The following is a 21,510-nucleotide window of genomic DNA, read 5'->3' as shown; positions in this document are numbered from 1 at the left end:
ATAGGACGTCCAAGTACCTTGCCGGAGGTTTCGGCTACCGCCTTGCAGGCACCAACATCGGCTCGTGCATGTCGTAGTACGACACGTCGCCCATCAACCGCCCCTCTTCCTCGAACAACGACCGCAGGTCGTCCGGGATCTCGACCTTCTCGTGCTCGCGGGCCTCCGATTCCGAGGTGAAGTACACCGCCTCGACATACCCGCCGTCGCCGTACGTGCACAACGTTCCGCCGAGGATCTCCGGGCGCAGCTGATGAACCTGGGGTTCGGCCTGTTCCAGCAGCTCCCGCATCCGACTCGCGTCGGAGGTGTGCCCCTCCATGACCTGAACGAATGTCGCGTCGTCCGAGCCACCACCCATCCACTCCATCACGTCCGGGCAGTCCATGAACGACACGGCACCCTCGAAGCACCTCTCGGTCTCTGCCCACCACGCGCCCTGCTCGGGACGCTCGCTGTTACGCCGGGCGGCTTCGGCCGATTCGAACCGCGCGAGGGCGATGAACGTTCCGTCGTCGCACAATCCTTGGGTGCAGCCCAGGAAGCCCGTCGCTCCCGGTCGCACGTCCTCCGTCCAGCGGTCCATGCACCGGCGCAGGCCGGCCTCGTCGGACACCTTTCCTTGAATAACCTGGATGAACATCGATAGTCACCTCCCGCGGGGGTCGCCCCGCAGTGAGAACGATCTCGGTGACCGACCCGTCGCGGTCCACCGTCAGCGGGCACCGACGGCCCGCGGCCGCAGCCACTGCACGGTCAATACTTCGCCGGTTCGCTGGACCGCGCAATGCAGACAGCGCGCGCTATTTTCCCTGCCACCGCGGTGTGCGCTTGTCGACGAACGCCTGCATGCCCTCCTGGGCGTCGCATGTGATCGCGTTGGTGGCCATCGTCTCCGCCATCGCCGCGTAGGCCTCGCCTTGAGGGAGCTCGATCTGCCGGTAGAACGCCTGCTTGCCGATTTTCACCGTGAGCGGGCTCGCCTTCGTGATCTTCGCGGCGAGAGCCCGGGTCTGCGCGTCGAGTTCCTCGGGTGCCACGACCAGGTTCACCAGCCCCCAGTCGGCGGCGGTCTCCGCCCCGATCGTCTCACCGGTGAGCAGCATCTGCAGGGCGCGCTTACGTCCGATCGCGCGGCTGAGGGCCACCATCGGAGTGGAGCAGAACAGACCGATCTTCACCCCCGGCGTCCCGAACACGGCGTTCGACGACGCGACGACCAGGTCGCACGACGCCGCGAGCTGACAGCCCGCCGCGACCGCCGCGCCCTGGACGGACGCGATGACCGGTTGGGGAATGTCCTGCACGGTCTGCATCATCTCGACGCAGGTGTCGAAGATGGCCTGCTCGTCCTCGAGTGTGCGGCCGATCATCTCCTTCAGGTCGTGGCCTGCGGAGAACACCGGTCCTGCAGCCCTGATGACGACGACGCGCGTGGTGTCGTCGTCGCCCAGCTTCCGGAGCGCCGCGGTGACGTCCCGCATGGCCTCGGACGACAGCGGATTGCGCTGCTCGGGGCGGTTCAGGGTGAGGAACGCGACGCCGGTGTCCGGCTCGGCAGTGATCTCGACGAAGTTCTCGGTCATGACTACTGCCTACCACCCGTGAGTACTTGTCAACCGCCCGCGGTTAACAAGTACTCACGGGTGGAGCAATGCGGGCCCGCACCTCGCCGAAGCCGATGCGGGTGCCGTTCGGGCCCGGCGCGGTGGCGGAGATGGCGATCTCGTCGCCGTCCTCGAGGAACGTGCGCTTCTCGTCCCCCACGACGACGGGTTCCTGTCCACCCCAGGTCAGTTCGATGAACGCGCCGCGCTGATCCTTCTCGGGTCCGGAGATGGTGCCCGACGCGAACAGGTCGCCCGTGCTGGCGGCGGCGCCGTTGATCGTGGTGTGGGCGAGCATCTGCGCCGGCGACCAGTACATCTGCGCGTACGGCGGCCGCGACACGACGTGTCCGTTCCATTCGACGGCCAGGTCGATGTCCAGGCCCCACTTCTCCTCGCCACGCAGGTACGGCAGCGGCTGCGGATCCTGCGTCGGGGTGTCGATGCGGGCCGCCTCGAGCGCGTCGAGGGGAACCACCCACGGCGAGATGGACGTCGCGAAGCTCTTCCCGAGGAACGGGCCGAGCGGCACGTACTCCCAGGCCTGGATGTCGCGGGCTGACCAGTCGTTCACGACGACCGCACCGAACACGTGCTCCGCGAACTGATCCGGGGTGATGGTCTCCCCCAGCTTCGTCGGGACGCCGACGAGGAAGCCCATCTCGGCCTCGATGTCGAGGCGGCGGGACGGACCGAAGTCGGGGGCGTCCTGAGCCGGGGTCTTGCGCTGCCCGCAGGGCCGGATGACGTCGATGCCCGACACGATGACGGTGCTCGACCGCCCGTGGTACCCGACCGGCAGGTGCTTCCAGTTGGGCATCAGAGGCTCGGAGTCGGGGCGGAACAGTCGGCCGAGGTTGGTGGCGTGATTCTCGGAGGCGTAGAAGTCGACGTAGTCGGCGACGGCCACCGGCAGGTGCATCGTCACGTCCTCGACGGCGAACACCGCGGTGTCGGCGACGTCGCCCTGCACGAGTTCGGTGATCTGCCTGCGGACCTCGGTCCAGCGGGTCCGGCCCTGCGCCATGAAGGCGTTGAGGGTGGGCTGCGCGAAGACGTCGTCACCCAGGGCGGCGGCGAGATCCACGACGGAATCTCCCACCCGCACTCCGACCCGTGGGGCCGAGTCGGCGGTCGAGAACACGCCGTACGGCAGGTTCTCGATCCCGAAGAGGGAATCGGCGGGGATGTCGAGGACGGTCATGCGTGGGCTCCTTGATCTGCGGAGGCGAGGGCGGAAGACGGCACGAGGTTCAGTGCGACGAGATCCTCGAGGGGTTCGAGGATGCTGCACGTGCCGAAGGATCGGAAGGCGGTGCGAACGGCGCCGACGACGTCGGCCGGGAGGTCGCGCAGTGCGCGGGCGAGCAGTGCGCCGTCACGTTCGGCGAGGGTGGCGGCCACCTCGTCGACACCGGCGCCGCCGAGTGCGTGCCGGGTGGCGAGCAGCACGTTGAGGAAACCGTGCTGTTCGAATCCCGTGTGCGGATCGGTGTTGCGGACGGCGTGGTGCAGCCCGGCTGTGGCCTTGAACGGAACGCCCGACGCGATGACGGTGGCGAGGGCGGACGCGAGTTCGTCCTCGTCCGGGTAGGCCTCGGCGACCACGCCTCCCGTGCGGAACTTCGCGGCGAACTGGCTACCGGTCAGCGCGGCGAGGAAATCGGCGCGACGCTCGCCGCGCGGAACCTCCACGAACACGTCGAGTCCGGCGGTCAGCGTCTCGACGGCGTCCATCGCGGCGAAGAACTCCGCGGCCGTCTGCTCGGCCGGGACCGCGATCTCGAGTGCCACCGCGGTGGCACCGTCGATCTGCGCGAGGCGGTCCAGTGCGGGTTCGAGCGTGGCCGGGCCGCCGGGCAGTGTCAGGCTCAGATCGAGCGGACCAGGTGTCAGTTCGTCGAGCCGGGCGACGGGAAAGACGAAGGGGCCGACCAGATCCGCGTACGGCGCCGACAAATGCCTGGCGTGCGCGGGCACGGCGTCGGGCAGGGGTGCGTTACCGGGCGGGAAGAGTGCGGCGTCGTCGCAGAGGCCGGCGAAGAGGGCGGAGATCACTGCTTGGGCCCCCGTCCTGCCCACGTCCACGCGTAGCCCGAGTCCTCGCAGGCCACTGCACCCTCGCCGAGTTCGAGCGGGCGGAACGTGTCGACCATGACGGCGAGTTCGTCGAAGAACTCGGCCCCGATGCTGCGTTCGTACGCGCCCGGCTGCGGACCGTGCGCATGCCCGCCGGGGTGAATCGAGATCGAACCCTGGCCGATGCCGGAACCCTTGCGCGCCTCGTAGTCTCCGCCGACGTAGAACATGATCTCGTCGGAGTCGACGTTCGAGTGGTAGTACGGCACCGGAATCGACAGCGGGTGGTAGTCGACCTTGCGGGGCACGAAGTTGCAGATGACGAAGTTGTTGCCCTCGAACGCCTGATGCGCCGGCGGCGGCTGGTGCACGCGACCGGTGATGGGCTCGTAGTCGGAGATGTTGAACGTGTAGGGGTAGAGGCACCCGTCCCAGCCCACGACGTCGAAGGGATGCTGCGGGTACACCATTCGCGTGCCGACGATCCCGTGCGACGTGCGGTGCTTGACGAGCACCTCCACGTCGGCGCCCTCGACCTGCAACGTGTCGGACGGCCCGTGCAGGTCGCGCTCGCAGTAGGGTGCGTTCTCGAGCAACTGGCCGAACCGGGACAGGTAACGCTTCGGCGGGACGATGTGACTGTTGGCCTCCATCGCGTAGGCGCGCAACGGTTCCGGGCCGCGCGGGATCCAGCGGTGGGTGGTCGACATCGGAATGAGAACGTAGTCGCCCTGCTTCGCCTCGAGCGCGCCGAACACGGTTTCGACGGTGGCGGCGCCGGATTCGACGTAGACCATCTCGTCGCCGATCGCGTTGCGGTACAGCGGCGACTCCTTGCCGGCGACCACGTAGGAGATGCGGACGTCCGCGTTGCCGAGGATCAACCGTCGTCCGGTGACCACATCGGTGTCGGCCCAGACCGTCTCGGGGAACAGGTCGTGCAACTTCAGGTGGCGCGGCTTGAGCGGATGATTGGGAGTCGTGCTCTGGTCGGGCAGCTCCCACACGGTGGCATCGACGATCGCCGACGGGATGTGGCGGTGGTAGAGCAGTGAGGAGTCGGAGGAGAAGCCCTCTTCTCCCATCAATTCCTCGAAGTAGAGCTGACCGTTGTCGTCACGGTGCTGGGTGTGCCGCTTGGGCGGGATGTTGCCCACGTGCCGATAGAACGCCATGACCGGCCTCCCTAGAAGTGCGTGTTCCGTAGTAGTAAACACATTAACTAAATTGCGGGCGTGATAGCAAGCACAGATTTTCCGGGAGGCACAGCAGGCTCAGTTACGACCGCGGACGTCGAACTGGCTGCGATTGGTGATCAGCTTGTCCAGCAGCATGACGAGAATGCGCTGCTCCGGTTCGGTGAGAACACTCGCCCAGGCATGTTCCCGCTCGTTCTGCTCACGGTAGATCTCACCGATCTCGCTCCGGCCCTTCTCGGTGAGCGACAGCTGGACGGACCGGCCGTCCCGCTCGTCCGGAGTCCGCTCCATCAGACCGCCACCGACCAGCGTCTTCGTCAGATTCGAGACCGCAGCCCTGCTCATGCCGGTGAGTTTGGCCGCCGTCTTCGACTCGACGGGGCCGGCCAGCCACGTCACGAACATCAGCCGGAACGCCGACCACGACAGCCCGCGCGGACGGTGAATCGACGACTCCAGGTCGTACGTCACCACGTTCGACGCGCGGTTCAACGTCAGAAGCACCTGGGTGGCGAGTTCGTGCGTCGAGCCGTATTCCGTGCTCAGGCGCCTGTTCGCCAGTTCGATGAACGACCAGAAGTCGAGGCCGTCGGGCACCTCGACGGGCACCGGCGCTGCGTCATCGGTCATGGGGGAACCCTATCGCGAGCCGGTGGCGGGCCCAGTGCCCGCCATCTCCGCATTTAGTATATCCATGAACTATATGCCTTCGGCCTGTGAGTACTTATTAACGCCCGGCGGTTAAGAAGTACTCACGGGCGCGTCAGCGCTCGTAGCCCTTCCGCATGTCGTCGACGATGCGCGGGCGGTCGAGGGTGGAGGGCTCGAGTTCGCGGCGGGGACGGTCGCGCGGGAAGATCGCGGACGCGGCGAGGGTCGGCTCGTCGAGGAAGCGCAGTTCGGGGACGTCGCGGGGTAGGCGCAGGGCCGGCGGTTCGGGTCCGCGCCGGGCGAGGACGTAACCCCAGTCCCCGAAACTCGGCACCAGCACGTGGTACGGCGTGACGGCCAGACCCGCGGACGCGACCGTCGATGTGGTGCGCCAGTACGCGTCCGGCGTCGAATAGGGGCTTCCCGACTGCACCACCATCAGTCCGCCGGGGTTCAGGGCGGCGGCGGCGAGACCGTAGAACTCGGTGGAGTACAGGCGTCCGAGCGCCGGGGTGTCCGGGTCGGGGAGGTCTACGATGACGGCGTCGAATCCCGAGTCGGGTGCGTCGCGTAGCCACCGGAATGCGTCGTCGAGGACGACGTGCACCCGCGGGTCCTGCAATGCCCCCTGATTCAGCCCGGACAACCGGGTGTTCGCGAGTTCGACGACCGCAGGGTCGAGTTCCACCTGCACGATCTCCTGGACCCCGGGCAGTCGCAGGACCTCCCGGGCGGCGAGGCCGTCGCCCCCGCCGAGGATCAGCACCCGTTTCGGGTCGGCGGCCATCGCGGGGTATACCAGCGATTCGGTGTACCGATGTTCGTCGACGCTGGAGAACTGGAGGTCGCCGTCGAGGAAGAGCCGCACGTCTCCCCCGCGCTCGGTGACGACGATCTCCTGGTACTGCGACCTTTCCGCGGCGACCACCGGGTCGGTGTAGAGCCGTTGCCGCGACGTGGTCTCGATGCCGTCGGCGCGCACCAGCAGCACCGCGATGCATGCGGCGGCGACGAGCATTGCCACGACGGCGAGCAGCCGGGTGCGCAGGCTCAGCTGCCACCGCAGCAGGATCAGCGCCACCACCGCGGCGGCAACGAGGTTGATGATGCCGGTGATGGCGGCGCCGCGGATCATCCCGGCGACCGGCAGCAGGACGAACGGCCAGAGCAGGCCCCCGACCAGGGCGCCTGCGTAGTCGGCGGCGTTGAGGTTTGCCAGCACTTTTCCGGTGCTCTCGGCGTCGGTGTCGCTGCGGCCCGACTGCAGCAGCGTCATCAGCAGCGGCACCTCGGCGCCCACCAGCACACCGATCAGTGCGGTGGCGAGCACCAGAACGATTGCGCTGGAACCGAAGAACGTAAAGGTGACGTACAGCGTCACCGCGCTGAACCCGCCGACGAGCCCGAGGACGATCTCGACGACCACGAACGACGCGGCCGCGGTGGAGAGCAGCGGCTTGGCGGCGAGGGCCCCCACTCCGAGTGCGGCCACGAAACCCGCGACGATCAGCGACGTCTGGGTGATCCCGCCGCCGGTCAGACTGACCGACAGTGTCAGCAGAGCCAGTTCGTAGATCAGCCCGCACGCCGCACAGGCTGCCACCGCGGCGAGCAGGAACGCCCTGGCCCGCCCGCCGAGTGCGCGGGTGGTGGAGGAATTCGGCTCTGCCGCTGTGGTCGTCACGAGATCAGGTGAGTGCGGCGGCGTTCACGAGGCCGATGGCGAAGAGGCTCGCACCGACCGCCCAGGCGGCACCGCACATCTGCGGGTTCCCGACCAGACCGACGAGTTGCCCCGGCAGCAGCAGATTCATCAGGCGCAGCGCGATGACCTGCAGCAGCACACCGAAGAGGCCGTAGACCGCGGAGTCGGCGAGTCCCTGCGCGAATCCGTCGGAACTGGTGAGGATCGCCGTGACCACGACGACGGCGAGGGCGAGATGGTTCGACGCGAGCAGGATTGCCGCGTTGGGGTTCTTGTCGACGTACACCTGGTGCCGGAGATTGCCGGGGGTGGCGAGGTCGAGTACCGCGAAGCCGACTCCGAGGACGGCGATGCCGATGACGAAGTACGCCAGGGTGCCGAGCATGCCGACGGCGAGCAGTCCGACGTCGACGCTGCCGATTTCCGTTGCTGCCGCCGTGTAGGTGGTGTTCACGCGCTTCTCCCCAGTCGAGTGTTCTCTGTCATTTCGCGCTTCCGGATCCGCCGCTGCCGCTGGCGCCGCCCGCCGGTGAACCGGGGTTGAAACCGGGCCCCAGATAGGCGAACCCACCACTCCGGTACCGTCCGTCGATGTCTTCGACGCGGACGAGGCTGCCGCCACCCGGCCCGGCGCTGACCGTGACGATGTCGTCGTCGTAGCGCAGGTATTCGCTGCCGCCGTCCGCCTTCCGCGCTGCCGGTTCCTCCTCGGCGACGATGTTCGACACGGTCGTCCCGACCGGGTCGTTCGACGTGTACGTCTTCGCGTCGCCCGCGGTGTTCTGCAGGGCGTAGGTGTCGGCGATGTAGTCGCGGACGCTGCCGCCGCACGCCGTCGCGGCCAATACCAGGAGCAGCATCGGGGCGAGGCGCACGCGCGCACTGAACCGGCTCACGGCTGCCACCTGCTTCGAGTCTTCACGATCACCCCGCCCTTGTCTCCTGGGTACAGATGCCAGGTCTGCCAGGCCCATCCGTCCGAGTCTTTCGCTGCCGTGAGCGCCGTCAGTGCGGTGTGGTCGCCGGGGAACGCCCCGCAGATCCACCCGTCCACCTCGGTGGCCTGGCGCCGCAGCCAGTCGGCGGTCTGCTCGAGGTGGGTGCGGTCGACGGTGTCGGTGGTCGAGTCGAACCGGTACCCGCTCGCGCTGTCGGATACCGGCAGCGGCCTGCCGCCGGCCCGGATCGCGTCGCACGACACCTGTTCGGTGAGCTGCCTGCCCGCGGCGGACGCGGTCACCGCGTGCGACGCCCCGAGAACTGCGAGCGTCACTCGGTCGTCACCGTGCGTGATGGTGAGTTCGGCCAGCGGAAGCGGTGTTTCGGCGTTCACGACGAGACCGAGTGCCTCGGCCGTCACATCACGCGACTCGATGTCGAGGACGTGCAGTGTCACTGCGGCGGACCGGAATGGATCACGGTGAGTTCACCCCGCGTGACGGCGCGGCCCGTGGAGACCTCCCACGATTGCGTCCGCGCCCAGCGTTCGAAGGACAGCAGGCCGGTCTTGTCGGCCGTCTCGTAGTCGGCGTAGTCGACGATGCCCTGGGGTGCGGTTCCGGTGGTGCCTTCCGCGGTGAACGAGGCGGTGCCGCGCTCGATCTGCCGGTGCACCCTGTCGTCGAGGATCACGTCACCGTCCGGTTCGAGTCCCGTGCCCTCGCGGCGCATCCACAGCGTCATCTCGAGGTTGCCCTCGTCGTTCTCGACGGTCAGCCAGCGCTGACCGGTCGACCCGTCGAGGAGGTGTTCGTGCCAGATGTATCCCTCTTCGTCGAGGGTGATGGTGCCGCGCACGACGTGATCGATTCCGGCATACGTGATGATGTCGCCGACTCCGATCTTGTACGGGTCGTAGACCTCCGGGTAGTCGGCGAGCGGATCGACCCTGGCAGCAGGAGTGGACTTCTTCCCGGCCCGATTTCGCAGGATCAGCACGATGCCCACGATCACGACGACGATCAGCAGCAGTAACAGCAGCGTGGTCAACAGTCTCTCCTGGTCAGCGGCTCCGGCACGGGAGACCGGCGCCCGGCCCCCACCGCTCAGTCACCTTACTGTGCGCCGCGCACCCACACACCTGGCGATTGCAGAGCCTGGTAGCAAAGGCTAGCCTAACCGAACCCGCGAGCGGTGGAGCGGAGCGCTGTCGTTCACCGAGATTCGCGCGGCATACGCCCAGACGTCGACACGACCGACCGTGAGGAACCATATGGCCATCCCGCCCATCTCGACCTACACGATCCCGGAGATCCATGAGGTCCCCGAATCGAAGGTGTCCTGGCGCCTCGACCCCCGGCGTTCCGCACTGCTGGTCCACGACATGCAGAACTACTTCATCGACGCGTACGACGTGCGTGCGGAGCCGATGTCGACCGCGCTGGCGAACATGGTCCGGATCCGCGAACTGTGCTCGGAAGCCGGTATTCCCGTGATCTACACGATGCAGCCGGGCGACCAGCACCCGTCGCGCCGCGGCATCCTTGCCGACTTCTGGGGCCCGGGACTGACGTCGGGTCGCGATACCGAGGTGGTCGAGCCGCTCGCCCCCCGCAAGGGTGACATCCAGGTGACCAAATGGCGGTATTCGGCGTTCCAGCGCACCGACCTCCGGCAGCTGCTCGGCCACCACGGCCGCGACCAGCTGATCGTCACGGGCGTCTACACGCACATGGGCTGCATGTTGAGTGCCGCCGAGGCGTTCATGTCGGACGTGCAGCCGTTCCTGGTCTCCGACGCGACCGCGGATTTCAGCCGTGACGAGCACCTCATGGCCCTCACCTACGCGGCGAAGCGCTGCGGTTCGGTGACCACGACGGACGCGCTGGTCTCCGCGCTGTCTCCGCTCGAAGTCGGCTGAATCGACCCGAAGACCCCACTCCGGCGCAGCGCTTCGTTCCGAGGCCTGCGCCGGTGCGCGTCGGCAGTCGGATCACCACAATCGATGTGGTTAGGCTAACCTGACACGCCGAGTAGCTGAAAGCCCGGAATCCCCACGCCCGAAAGCCGAAAGCATCAGGAGTGCCTGTTCGATGTCCCTTTCGATCTCGTCGCCGTCCACCCCGCAGACCGGGGAGGACACGGCCGACATCTGCTTGACCGCCGCCCAGCGCGAACTTTGGGCCGGGCACCTTCTCGACCCGACCCGATCGGCGTTCACCACGGCCGAATACGTGGAGGTCGCCGCCCCCGTCGACATCGACGCCCTCGGCGCGGCGGTACGCACGGTGATCGAGGAGGCCGAGGTGCTCTCGGTCCGATTCGAGGCCGAACCCGGTGCCGATTCGGCCGACGTCGTCCAGGTGCACGATCGTCGCCACGCCCCCGAACTCGAACGTCTCCAACGCGACCGGGCCGCAGCCCTGGAGTGGATGCGCGAGGACGTGCGCCGACCGCTCGACTTCGACTCCGCTCCCCTCGTGCGTACGGCACTGATCACGACCGAATCCGGTGTGCTCTGGTACCTCCGCGCCCCGCACGCGTTGCTCGATGCCTACGGGTATTCGCTGCTCACCCGCCGCGTCGCGGCGCTGTACGCGGCCCGGCTCGCGGGCACGGAACCCCGGCCCGCCAAGTTCCCCTCGTTGCGGGCGCACGTCCAGGCGGCACGGGAATTCGATGCCGCGACCCCCGACATCGACGCGCCGCACGACGCTTCCCGTCCGGCCGGATTCAGCGACACCGTGCGCCGGCCCGTCCCCGACCCGCATCGCTGCACGCTCGCGATCGAGCCCGCGGTGGCGAAGACCCTGCGCGAGGCGGCCACCGCGCAGGCGACGACGTGGGCCGAGGCGGTCTATGCGGCCGCGGCCGCCTACCTCGGCGCCCACACGGGAGCGGAAGAAGTCCGGCTCCGCGTGCCGGTTCTGGCCCGGCAGGGCATCGAGCTGGCGTCGCCCGTGACGGCCACGAACATTGTGCCGCTCCGCATTCCGTTCGACGCGCGACCGACGTTCGCCGACGTGATCGACAGAGTGGCCGCCGCACTGTCCGAGACCCGACCGTTCCAGCGCGTCCGGGACGCCGGGAGCCGCGCCACCGGCGGAGCGGTGGTGAACGTCAAACCGTTCGCCGCCAGAATCGCTTTCGGTCCCACCGTCGGCACGGTGCATCAGCTCGCCACCGGTCCGGTGGAGGACGTGGTCATCTCCGTCTCGGGCGCCGGGGACGAGCTCACCCTCGAATGGGCCGGAAATCCCGAGGTCTACACGGACGACGAGATCCGGGACCACGCACACCGATTCGCGCACTACCTCCGAACCATCTCCGTGGCAGCAGAACCCGTCTCCGTGGTCGACGTCTGCGCTCCGGACGAACTGGACCTGTGGCGGTCGGCGGCCGGCCTCGACCGGACCACCGGCACGGCAGCGGCGCTTCCGGACAGCATCGTCTCCGCCTTCCTCGCCCAGGCGCGCACCCACCCGGACCGCGTCGCGGTGAACGATCTGTCGTACCGGGAACTCTCGAGTCGCAGCGCCGCCCTGGCCCGGCAACTGAGGACGGCCGGCGCCGGCCGCGGCACGGTCGTGGCCGTCAGCCTCCCCCGCGGCACCGATCTGATCGTCGCTGTCCTCGCGATTCTCCGCAGCGGCGCGACCTACCTGCCGATCGATCCGTCCTCCCCGGCCGAACGCGCGCGGTTCATCCTGCGGGACACGCAGCCGTCGCTGGGAATCGGATCCGCCGACCTGCTCGGCGACCTCCCGCGAGTCGAGGAGGACTCGGCACAATCCGAGTCCGGCGAACTCGAGAACGCCGTGCAGGCGGACGACATCGCGTACATCATCTACACGTCCGGATCCACCGGCGTCCCCAAGGGCGTTCCGATTCCGCACCGTAACGTGCTGCGGCTGTTCGACGTATCCCGCGAATGGTTCACGTTCACCGAGGACGACTGCTGGCCCCTGCTGCACTCGTACGCGTTCGACTTCTCCGTCTGGGAGATCTGGGGCGCGCTGCTGCACGGCGGCCGCCTCGTCACAGTCGACGAGGCCACCCTGACGTCACCGGCCGACCTCGCCGCGCTCCTCGTCGACGAGGGTGTCACGGTGCTGAACCAGACGCCGTCCGCGTTCGGGCATCTCGTCGACGCCCTCGTCCGCGCGGACTCGTTCGACCGACTGCGACTGCGGTACGTCGTGTTCGGCGGTGAGGCTCTCGACCCCGCCGTCCTGCGCGCCTGGTTCGCCGCGACCGGTCCGGATGCGGGAACCGAACTGGTCAACATGTACGGAATCACCGAGACCACCGTGCACGTCACCGCCACGAAGGTCACTGCCGCCGACGTGGTGGACATCGGGGTTCCGCTCGGCGACCTCCGCACGTATGTCCTCGGGCCGGGCCTGCGTCCGGTGCCGCCCGGCGTGACCGGCGAGATCTACGTGTCCGGTCCCGGACTGTCCCCGGGCTACCTCGGGCGTCCCGGCCTGACGTCGGGACGGTTCGTCGCCGACCCGTTCGCGCCCGGCGGGACGCGGATGTACCGCACCGGCGACCTCGCACGGTACGACGCGACCGGCGCGCTCCACTACCACGGCCGGATCGACGACCAGATCCAATTGCGCGGTTATCGTGTCGAACTCGGCGAGATCGGCGCCGCGATGACCGCGGTGCCCGACGTGCAGGCGGCGGTGGCCACGGTGCACGAGCAGGCCGGCGGCGACCAGCGCATCGTCGGATACGTCGTTCCCCGGCCGGGCGGCGAGCACGACGCCGTCGAGGAGCAGGTGCGGGCGCACCTGGTCCGCTCCCTTCCCGGGTACATGACGCCGTCCGCACTGGTGATGCTCGACCGCTTGCCGTTGACCCACAACGGCAAGGTCGACAGGGACGCGCTGCCCGCCCCCCGTTGGCTCGGACAGGCCGGCGACACACCGCGGACCGACACCGAAGCCCGGATCCTCCCCCTGTTCACCTCGGTGCTCGGCGCCGAGCAGGTCGGTGTCCACGACGACTTCTTCGCACTCGGCGGGAACTCCCTCCTCGCCGCCGCTCTCGTGTCCGCAATCACCGCGGAACTGGGTGTGCCACTGCGGGTTGCCACGGTCTTCGAGAATCCCACTGTGGCCGCTGTGGCCGCGCAACTGGAGGACGCCGGCGAGCCGGTGTCGGCGAGCAGGCCGTCCCCGCGGGGCCTCCCCGAGGGCACGCCGGTGCCGTTGTCGCCCGCGCAGGAACGCCTGTGGTTCCTCGACAGCGCGGCCGGCGGCGGAACGTACCTGCTGGCGCTGGCCGTCGATTTCGGGGAAGGCCTCGAACCCGACGCCCTGTCAGCGGCGCTCGCGGACGTCGTGACCCGGCACCAGTCGTTGCGGACGGTGTTCCCCCTCGTCGACTCGGTGCCCCACCAGGTCGTCCTTCCCGCCGGAGACGCGAAGGTCCGGCTCGAACGAGTCGACAACGTCGGCAACATCGAGGGACACATCGCGGCGATGACGACGGTGGGTCTCGGGCTCACCGACCAGCCGCCGCTGCGCGCGGTGCTGTACGAACCGCAGCACACACTGGTCCTGTTGATGCACCACATCATCGGCGACGAGTGGTCGCAGTCGAAACTCCTCGACGATCTCGCGTTCGCGTACAACGCCCGCCGCGCCGAACGGGCACCGGAGTTCACGCCGCTGCCGTTGCAGTACCCGGACGTCGCGGTGTGGCAACGCGAACGTATCGGCGCCGGCGACGACGCGACCCCGTTGCTGACCTGCCAGCTCGACTACTGGCGTGAGCAACTCGCCGGTCTGCCACTCGAACTGGACTGGCGCACCGACCGCCCCCGACCCGCCCTGCCCACCAACCGCGGCGCGAGCATCCACCGCACGCTCTCGCCGTCGCTGCACGCGGCCGTCGAGTCGCTCGCTGCCGAGCGGCGCGCGAGCTTCTTCATGATCGTGCACGCCGCCGTGGCCGTGCTGCTCGAAAGGCTGGGCGCCGGCGAGGACATCGCCCTCGGCGTGCCTGTCGCGGGTCGTAGTCATCCCGACCTCGACGCCATGGTGGGCTGCTTCGTCAACACGGTGGTCCTGCGGACCGACGTCTCGGGCGACCCGACGTTCGACGAACTGCTGGACCGGGTCAGGGCCGTCGACCTCGACGCCGTCGACCACGCCGACGTGCCGTTCAACCGGATCGTCGAACTCGTCAATCCCCCACGGTCGTCGGCCCGCCATCCCCTCTTCCAGGTGATGCTGTCGCACTGGAAACAGGAAGGTGCGGCGGAGCGATTCGCCGGGACCACCGCCTCGGTACGGATGCTCGACGCGACGTCCGCGAAATTCGATCTGGCGCTGCGCTTCCAAGAACGTCCGGACAGCGGCGGGGTCGACGTGACGTTCGAGTACTCCACCGAACTCTTCGATGCCGCGACCGTCGAATCCTTCGCGGACCGCCTCGCCGTGGTGATCGAGCGGCTCGTCGCGAACCACGAGCAGCGGATCGCCCGGCTCGACATCCTGACCCCGCAGGAGCGGGGCCGGGTGCTCGGCGAATGGTCCCACGCGGAGCACTCCATCCCGGCCCGCACGTTCGACGAGTACTTCTCCGCGCAGGTGGCGCAGACACCCGACGCCGAGGCCCTCGCCGTCGGTGCGAGCGTGCGGCCCGCGGTCTCCCTCACCTACCGGCAGCTCGACGAACGGGCGAATCGGATTGCCCGCCTGCTGATCTCGCGTGGTGCCGGCCCCGGTGACGTGGTCGCGCTCGCACTCGACCGCTCCGCCGAGCTGATCGTCAGCGTTCTCGCCGTGCTGAAGAGCGGTGCCGCGTACCTTCCCGTCGACCCCACGTACCCGGCCGACCGGATCGCGCACATGCTCGCCGACGGCGCACCGGTCGCGATCCTCACGTCCTCCGTCGGTGTGCCCGACCGCACCCCGCTGGGCACCGACGTGCCCATTCTCGACCTGGACGATCCGGACCTGCAGGCCCTGATCGACGCCCAGCCGGTCACCGGCCCCACAGACGCCGACCGGAGCAGGCCGCTGCAACTCGACGACGCCGCGTATCTCATCTACACGTCCGGATCGACGGGGGTGCCGAAGGGCGTCGTCGTTCCCCACCTGGGCATCGCGGATCTGCTGTCGCTGCAGTCGGACGTGATCGGCATGGACCACAACACTCGTGCGCTCCACTTCTCGTCCATCAGCTTCGACCTCGCATTCTGGCAGATCATGTGGGGCGTGCTTTCGGGCGGAACGCTGGTGGTCGCGACGGACGCCGACCGCATCCCCGGTGAGCCGCTCGCCCGCGTCATCAACGAACACGACGTGAACTTCGTCGGCGTGCCACCATCTTTCGCCGCCGCGTTCCCGCCCGAGCATCCCATCCCGGACGGCGTCGACCTGATGCTCGGTGCCGAGAAGCTCACACCCCAGCTGATCGAGCGGTACGCACCCGGACGCCGGCTGTTCAACGCGTACGGACCGACCGAGTGCACGGTCAACGCCACCCTGGCTCTCGTCGAACCGGGACACGAAGGTCCGGTCCCCATCGGCGTCGTCGATCCCGGCAAGCACGCGTACGTCCTGGACCACGCACTGCGGCCGGTGCCTCCGGGCGTGTCCGGCGAGCTGTATCTCGCGGGCGACAGCGTCACCCGGGGATACCGCAACCAGAGCCCCAAGACGGCGGAACGTTTCATCGCCGACCCGTTCGCGGAGCCGGGCACTCGCATGTACCGGACGTCGGATGTGGTGTGGTGGGGCCGGGACGGTCAGATCTATTTCGCCGGTCGCGCCGATTCCCAGGTCAAGGTGCGCGGATTCCGCATCGAACTCAACGAGATCGAGGCCGTGCTGTCCGGTGCCCCGGACGTCGAGCACATCGTCGTCGTGGTCCGCGAGGACCGCCCGGGCGATCAGCGGCTGGTCGCGTACGCCACGTCGGTGCCGGGCGGCCGGATCGACCCCGACCAGTTGCACCGCCGCGCCGCCAGCCGGCTGCCGGACTACATGATCCCGGCCGCGTTCATCGCCGTCGACGAGTTCCCCACCCTCCCCAACGGCAAGCTCGACCAGTCGTCTCTTCCCGTTCCGCACCTGTCACTGCAGGTGTCCGAGCGCGGGCCGCGCACGGCGCGCGAAGAGGTGCTGTGCCAGTTGTTCGCCGAGGCTCTCGGTATCGAGCGGGTGGGCATCGACGACAGTTTCTTCGACCTCGGCGGCCACTCGCTGATGGCGGCCGGATTGATGAGCGCGATCTCGAAGCGGCTGTCCGTCACCGCGACGGTGGCCTCGCTGTTCGCCGCGCCGACGGTGGCCCAGCTGGCCGGCCGTCTCGACGACGATCACGACGCCGACGCGCTGGCCGTCCTGCTGCCCTTCCGCACCGAGGGGTCCGAGCCGCCGGTGTTCTGCTTCCACCCCGCCGGCGGAATCAGCTGGGGCTACTCGGGCCTGCTGCGGCACATCGACGACGACTACCCGCTGTACGGCGTGCAGGCCTCCAACCTGTCGACGTCCACGCGGCCGCCGGAAACGCTCGAGGACATGGCCGCCGAATACATCGAGCACATGCGGACCGTGCAGCCGAAGGGCCCCTACCACCTCCTCGGATGGTCGCTGGGCGGCGTCGTCGCGCACGCCATCGCCGGTGCACTGCAGAACCAGGGGGAGGAACTCGGCATGCTCGTCGTGCTCGACTCCTTCCCGTCGGACGCGTGGGCCTCGATGCCGACGGAGCAGGACGCACTCGCCGCGCTGCTCTACATGGTCGGCTACGACCCGGAACCGCTCCTCGCGGATGGACTCGACCGGCAGCAGGTGATCGACATCCTGCGCGGCGAGGGCAGCGCGCTGGCCGGGATCAACGAGCACACACCGGCCGCGATGATCGACAACTTCGCGAACGCCGTGCGCCTCGAATCCGAACCCTCACAGATCGTCGTGGACTCTGACATGCTCTTCTTCACTGCGGCCAGGAATCCTGCGACCGCGGCGACGTACGACTTGTGGCGGCCCTACCTGACCGGCTGCATCGTCAACCACGACCTCGACTGCGAGCACAAGGACATGACTCAGCCCCGTTGGATCGGCGAAGTCGGCTCCGTCGTGAACGAGGCCCTCGCCTCGTTCCGCTCGCGCATGAACCCCATCAACAAAGAACAGGGAGATCGATGAAAACGTCCGGAAGATACTGGCGTAGAGCCGGAATCGTGATGATGGCGGCAACCGCGCTGTTCGCGGGTGCCTGCAGCGAGTCGAATACCGACTCGACCGACGCGGCGGGATCCGCCACCGGACAGGCCGACGCGTCGGCCTTCCCCGTGTCGATTCCGTCGGCGCTCGGCACCGCGGAGATCACGGAGGCCCCGGAACGTGTCGTCACGCTCGGCTGGGGCAGCGAGGACGCGGCACTGTCGCTCGGCGTCGTGCCCGTCGCCGTGCAGAACATGAAGTCGGACACGGGAACCGACGACGGCCTGCTGCCGTGGTCGCGGGCGAAACTCGAAGAGCTCGACCCGAACGCGGAACCCACGTTGCTGACGGCGTCGAGCAAGGAGATGCCGTACGAGCAGATCGCGGCACTCGCCCCCGACGTGATCCTGGCCGTGCACTCGGGCATGAACCAGGAACAGTACGACAAGCTCTCGGCCATCGCCCCCACCGTGGCCTACCCGGAGCGTCGCTGGGCCACCAGCTGGGAAGCTCAGATCACCACCGTCGGCAAGGCCCTCGGCCGGTCGGCACAGGCCGAGGCACTGGTGACCCAGACGCAGGACACCCTCGCGCAGGCGAAGTCGCAGCACCCCGAGTTCGCCGGGAAGACGGTGGCATTCGGTAGCGGCACCGAGCCGGGGTCGTACAACTTCTACTTCGACACCGATCCTCGCCTGAAGATGCTGGCCAGCCTCGGTTTCACGGTCGATCCGCTCGCCCAGCAGTTGCGCGAGAGCAGTGACCAGACCAAGTTCGCGGCCCCCGTCAGCCTGGAACTGCTGCCGACGTACAACCCGGACGTGCTGCTCGCCTGGTACCTGTCGCAGGAGCTGCAGAACGAGGTCCAGTCGAATCCGCTGTTCGCCGGGATGAAGGCCGTGCGCGACAACGCCTACCTGGGTCTGACCGACCCGCCGCTGGTGTTCGCGTCGAGCTCACCGAACGTGCTCAGCATGCCGTGGCTGCTGGACAAGCTGCTCCCGCAGCTGTCACAGGCCGCGAACAACGCTCAGGCCAGCTAGTTTCCACCTGACAGCGTCACTGCGCCGCTGCCGAGAGGTCGTCCTCCTCGGCAGCGGCACTGCTGTAGGTGCGCAACCCCTTCAAGGTCAGTGCGAGAACCGCCAGCACCACGATGCCGCCCGCCCCGTAGAGAAGGAACGCCTCACGCGGACCCACCGCGGCGCCGACGGCACCGGCGACGAGCGCTCCGGCAGCCGAGCCCGTGGAGATCTGGGCGCCCCACACACCGGCGACGCGTCCGCGGTACTCCTCGGGGGTCTCGGTCTGGATGACCGCGTACCGCAGGATGTCACCGAGGACGCGGCCGAATCCGTGCGCGGCGAGCCCGAGGAACGTGACCGCGATCATCGGGACGGCGCCGACGCCGATCAGCCCGGCCGACGCGATCATGGCCGCGAGGAACACGATCAGGCCACCGCGACGCGCAGTCCCCGTCCAGCCACTCGTGAGTGATCCGGTGAGGGCGCCGACCGCGGGGGCGCTGTAGAGCAGTCCGGTGGCCGCCGGTCCGGCGTGGAGGACCTGGCTGGCGTAGGCGGGCAGCAGCACGTTCCAGCCGGTCAGCATCATGGCGCAGAAGCCGACCAGAAGCGTCCCACCGACCACGGAGTCCTTGGCGGCATAGGTGAAGCCGCTGGCGATCGACCGCAGCGGACTCTCGGTGTTCTTGACCGGCGGCGGCAGCGACGGCAGCCTGGCGATGCAGTACGCGGTGATTCCCGAGGACACCGCGGCCAGAACGTAGTTGGTGCCCACGGATGTCGCCGCGATGATCACACCGCCGATGGCCGGTGACGCGACCGTGCCGAGGTCGGCCATCACGGTCATCAGGGCACCCGCGGCGGCCATCTTGTCCTTGGGGAGCAGCGACGGGATCACCGCCATCAGCGCGGTCGCGGAGATGCCGCCGGCGAGGCCCTCGATCACGCCACACAGGTAGATGATCCACAACTGGGGTGTGGGGAGGAACGCGTTGACCGCGAGGATCGCGAAGGCCAGCCCCGCTGCGGCACGGGCGAGCGAGATGACCGGTCGGCGGTCGTACCGGTCGGCGATCACGCCGCCGAACAGGGTGCCGATGAACACCGAGGAGCCCACGACGATGCTCGCCGCGCCCACTGCCAGTGTGGAATTCGTCATGTCGTACACCTGCAGCGGCACCGCCACCAGGAGCAGACCCAGACCGAAGATGGAGATCGTGCGGGCAATGAAGATGTATCGGAACTCGCGACTCGTCCGTAGAGGCGTCAAGTCGATTGCGTATCGCGATAATCCAGCCATTGTCATCCATTCACATTCGGTTGCAACAGCTCTCCGTTTCGCCGTTCGCGCGGAGAGCAACTATGCTTAGGCTTCACTAACCCAGCAACCTACCCCATGTCGTCGAATCGGCTCAACGGGCCGTGGTTCGACCGACGCACCGGAGGATGACAGTGAGTTCCGCTCCCAGCACAGTTCCGACCCGCGACCGAATCCGCGCCGACGTAGCCGACGTGCTCGGCGTCCCGGTCGCCGAGATCGACGATTCCGCGAACCTCCTCGACGAGGGAATGGATTCCGTGCGCGTGATGGCGCTGGTCGAACGATGGCGGGCAGACGGCGTCCAGGTGGATCTCGTGGACCTCGTCGGTGAGCCGACGCTCGACGCCTGGTTCGAGGTGACGGCAGCACGCTGAGCGGTCCCACCGCCTACTCTTGATCCGGCTGGTCGATCCCAGGGTCGGCGCGGACACGGGAGGATGCGAGGGGACATGGCTCACGAAACCAGCGGTGCAGACAGGATGAGCGTGCTCCGGACACCACGGTTCTGGATAGCTCCCCTGCTCCTCGTCTCCGTCGTCATGTCCCTGCTGGCCGCGCTGTACATGGGTGGAATGCTCAACCCCCCCAAGCACCTCAACCACTTCCCCATCGCGCTCGTCAATCAGGACGAGGGCGACACCACGCCCAATTCCAACCCGCCGCAGCAGCAGAATTTCGGCGACCAGATCGCCGCCGGGCTCGTCGAGGGTGTCGATCCGGACAAGGTCGAACTTCGGCAGATCGGGATCGCCCAGGCCCAGTCCGCCCTGGACAACGGTGAGATCTACGGCGCCATCGTCATTCCGAGCGACTTCACCAAGCGCACGTTCATCCTCGCCCAGGCGAGCGTGATTCCCGGAGACGTCGAGCGTCCCGTGATCACGATCTACACGAACCCCCGCGCCGGCACGATCAGCGCGAACCTCGTCCAGAACATCGGGGAGATGGCGTTGGACAAGGCCAATCAGACGATGGGCGAGCAGCTCACCACCCAGGTGACGCAGCAACTCCAGGCGACAGCCCCCGACCTCCAACTGTCGGGGGCCAGCCGGCTCGTGCTCGACGACCCCATCGACGTGCGGGTCGTGGCCCACAATCCGCTGCCCGACGGCACCGGTTTCGGCTTGGCGGCGTTCTACTACGCGCTCCTGATCGTCCTGGCCGGTTTCACCGGTGCGACCATCGCGAGCACCCTCATCGACGGCATGCTCGGATTCACTCCGACCGAGGTGGGGCCGCTGTACCTCCACAACGAGGCGGTCCCGATCTCACGTTTCAACACCCTGCTCATCAAGTGGGCGGTGATGGTTGTGCTGGCGATGATCGTGTCGGGTCTGTACCTGTGGATCAGCTCGGCCCTCGGCCTGCCGATCACCGATCCGCTCGCCCTGTGGGAATACGGCGCCTTCGCGATCGCCGCGGTCGGGATCACGGCGATGTCCGTGATGGCCGCGTTCGGCAACCTGGGCCTGCTCATCAACCTGCTGGTCTTCGTGGTCCTGGCGCTGCCCTCGTCGGGCGGCACGATCCCGCTCGAGGCCGCGCCGCGCCTGTACACCTGGCTCGGCGAATTCGAACCGATGCACCAGATCTACATCGGGGTGCGCGCCATCATGTTCTTCGGCGCAGCGGGCGACGCAGGGCTCCTCCACGCCGTGTGGATGACCCTCGCCGGCCTTCTCATCGGCCTCGTCTTCGGTGCCGTCATCACCCGTTTCTACGACCGCAAGGGCTTGCATCGCCGCCACAAGGCGCAGACCGAACCCGAACCGGTGGACGCAGCCGGGGCGTGA

General features: G+C 68.1%; 17 protein-coding genes. 5 read left to right on the top strand and 12 right to left on the bottom strand.

Features of this window, described 5'->3' with window-relative positions:
- Positions 1 to 34: 34 nt before the first annotated feature.
- From QM806_RS13880 to QM806_RS13830, 11 genes are all read right to left on the bottom strand, one after another.
- Entirely contained in the window at positions 35 to 643 is a 609-nt protein-coding gene (locus QM806_RS13880; RefSeq protein WP_043791242.1) for a hypothetical protein, read from the bottom strand.
- 160 nt (positions 644 to 803) lie between these two features.
- The gene (locus QM806_RS13875; protein WP_054245500.1) at positions 804 to 1,586 is read right to left on the bottom strand and encodes an enoyl-CoA hydratase; all 783 of its coding nucleotides are present in this window, start codon (positions 1,584 to 1,586) and stop codon (positions 804 to 806) included.
- Positions 1,587 to 1,629: 43 nt separating this feature from the next.
- A complete protein-coding gene (gene fahA, locus QM806_RS13870; protein ID WP_283291778.1) occupies positions 1,630 to 2,811 on the bottom strand; it encodes a fumarylacetoacetase in 1,182 nt (393 codons plus the stop codon).
- Positions 2,808 to 3,665 carry a hypothetical protein gene (locus QM806_RS13865; protein WP_005569533.1) on the bottom strand — a complete coding sequence of 286 codons (858 nt, stop codon included), beginning with the start codon at positions 3,663 to 3,665 and terminating at the stop codon, positions 2,808 to 2,810. Before QM806_RS13865 ends, fahA begins: the two co-directional genes overlap by 4 nt.
- Positions 3,662 to 4,861 (bottom strand): homogentisate 1,2-dioxygenase, encoded by a 1,200-nt coding sequence (locus tag QM806_RS13860; protein ID WP_005569532.1) that lies wholly within the window; start codon positions 4,859 to 4,861, stop codon positions 3,662 to 3,664. The genes QM806_RS13865 and QM806_RS13860 overlap by 4 nt, the downstream gene beginning before the upstream one ends.
- A 99-nt stretch (positions 4,862 to 4,960) precedes the next feature.
- Positions 4,961 to 5,515 (bottom strand): MarR family winged helix-turn-helix transcriptional regulator, encoded by a 555-nt coding sequence (locus QM806_RS13855; protein ID WP_005261372.1) that lies wholly within the window; start codon positions 5,513 to 5,515, stop codon positions 4,961 to 4,963.
- A 133-nt stretch (positions 5,516 to 5,648) separates the two neighbouring features.
- Entirely contained in the window at positions 5,649 to 7,220 is a 1,572-nt protein-coding gene (locus QM806_RS13850; protein WP_005569531.1) for a polyamine aminopropyltransferase, read from the bottom strand.
- Positions 7,221 to 7,224: 4 nt separating this feature from the next.
- Positions 7,225 to 7,695, bottom strand: coding sequence for a DUF350 domain-containing protein (locus QM806_RS13845; RefSeq protein WP_005251488.1), 471 nt, complete (start codon positions 7,693 to 7,695; stop codon positions 7,225 to 7,227).
- A gap of 28 nt (positions 7,696 to 7,723) precedes the next feature.
- Positions 7,724 to 8,146 carry a DUF4247 domain-containing protein gene (locus tag QM806_RS13840; RefSeq protein WP_054245502.1) on the bottom strand — a complete coding sequence of 141 codons (423 nt, stop codon included), beginning with the start codon at positions 8,144 to 8,146 and terminating at the stop codon, positions 7,724 to 7,726.
- The gene (locus QM806_RS13835) at positions 8,134 to 8,637 is read right to left on the bottom strand and encodes a DUF2617 family protein (RefSeq protein WP_054245503.1); all 504 of its coding nucleotides are present in this window, start codon (positions 8,635 to 8,637) and stop codon (positions 8,134 to 8,136) included. Before QM806_RS13835 ends, QM806_RS13840 begins: the two co-directional genes overlap by 13 nt.
- Positions 8,634 to 9,230 (bottom strand): DUF4178 domain-containing protein, encoded by a 597-nt coding sequence (locus QM806_RS13830; RefSeq protein WP_054245504.1) that lies wholly within the window; start codon positions 9,228 to 9,230, stop codon positions 8,634 to 8,636. The genes QM806_RS13835 and QM806_RS13830 overlap by 4 nt, the downstream gene beginning before the upstream one ends.
- Before the next feature lie 223 nt (positions 9,231 to 9,453).
- On the opposite strand from QM806_RS13830, the gene QM806_RS13825 reads away from it, so the two are divergent.
- The 3 genes from QM806_RS13825 (at position 9,454) to QM806_RS13815 (ending at position 18,414) form a co-directional block, all read left to right on the top strand.
- Positions 9,454 to 10,101: an isochorismatase family protein gene (locus tag QM806_RS13825; RefSeq protein ID WP_054245505.1), complete on the top strand. Its 648-nt coding sequence runs from the start codon at positions 9,454 to 9,456 to the stop codon at positions 10,099 to 10,101.
- Positions 10,102 to 10,273: 172 nt separating this feature from the next.
- The gene (locus tag QM806_RS13820) at positions 10,274 to 17,353 is read left to right on the top strand and encodes a non-ribosomal peptide synthetase (RefSeq protein WP_283291776.1); all 7,080 of its coding nucleotides are present in this window, start codon (positions 10,274 to 10,276) and stop codon (positions 17,351 to 17,353) included.
- Positions 17,350 to 18,414, top strand: a complete 1,065-nt coding sequence (locus QM806_RS13815; protein WP_265146363.1) for an iron-siderophore ABC transporter substrate-binding protein — start codon at positions 17,350 to 17,352, stop codon at positions 18,412 to 18,414. The genes QM806_RS13820 and QM806_RS13815 overlap by 4 nt, the downstream gene beginning before the upstream one ends.
- 16 nt (positions 18,415 to 18,430) lie before the next feature.
- Here QM806_RS13815 and entS read toward each other — a convergent pair whose 3' ends face one another.
- Entirely contained in the window at positions 18,431 to 19,696 is a 1,266-nt protein-coding gene (gene entS / locus QM806_RS13810) for an enterobactin transporter EntS (RefSeq protein ID WP_009474989.1), read from the bottom strand.
- Positions 19,697 to 19,842: 146 nt separating this feature from the next.
- Between entS and QM806_RS13805 the strand changes: the two genes are divergently transcribed.
- Together QM806_RS13805 and QM806_RS13800 are read left to right on the top strand one after the other, a co-directional pair.
- On the top strand, positions 19,843 to 20,091 hold the full coding sequence (locus tag QM806_RS13805) for a phosphopantetheine-binding protein (protein WP_005569523.1): 249 nt from the start codon (positions 19,843 to 19,845) through the stop codon (positions 20,089 to 20,091).
- Between the two features lie 75 nt (positions 20,092 to 20,166).
- Positions 20,167 to 21,510, top strand: coding sequence for a YhgE/Pip domain-containing protein (locus tag QM806_RS13800; RefSeq protein ID WP_054245509.1), 1,344 nt, complete (start codon positions 20,167 to 20,169; stop codon positions 21,508 to 21,510).

This window comes from Rhodococcus sp. IEGM 1351 (genome assembly GCF_030056875.1).
Taxonomy (GTDB): Bacteria; Actinomycetota; Actinomycetes; order Mycobacteriales; family Mycobacteriaceae; genus Rhodococcus_F; species Rhodococcus_F opacus.
This window is presented reverse-complemented; position numbering and strand designations above follow the sequence as displayed.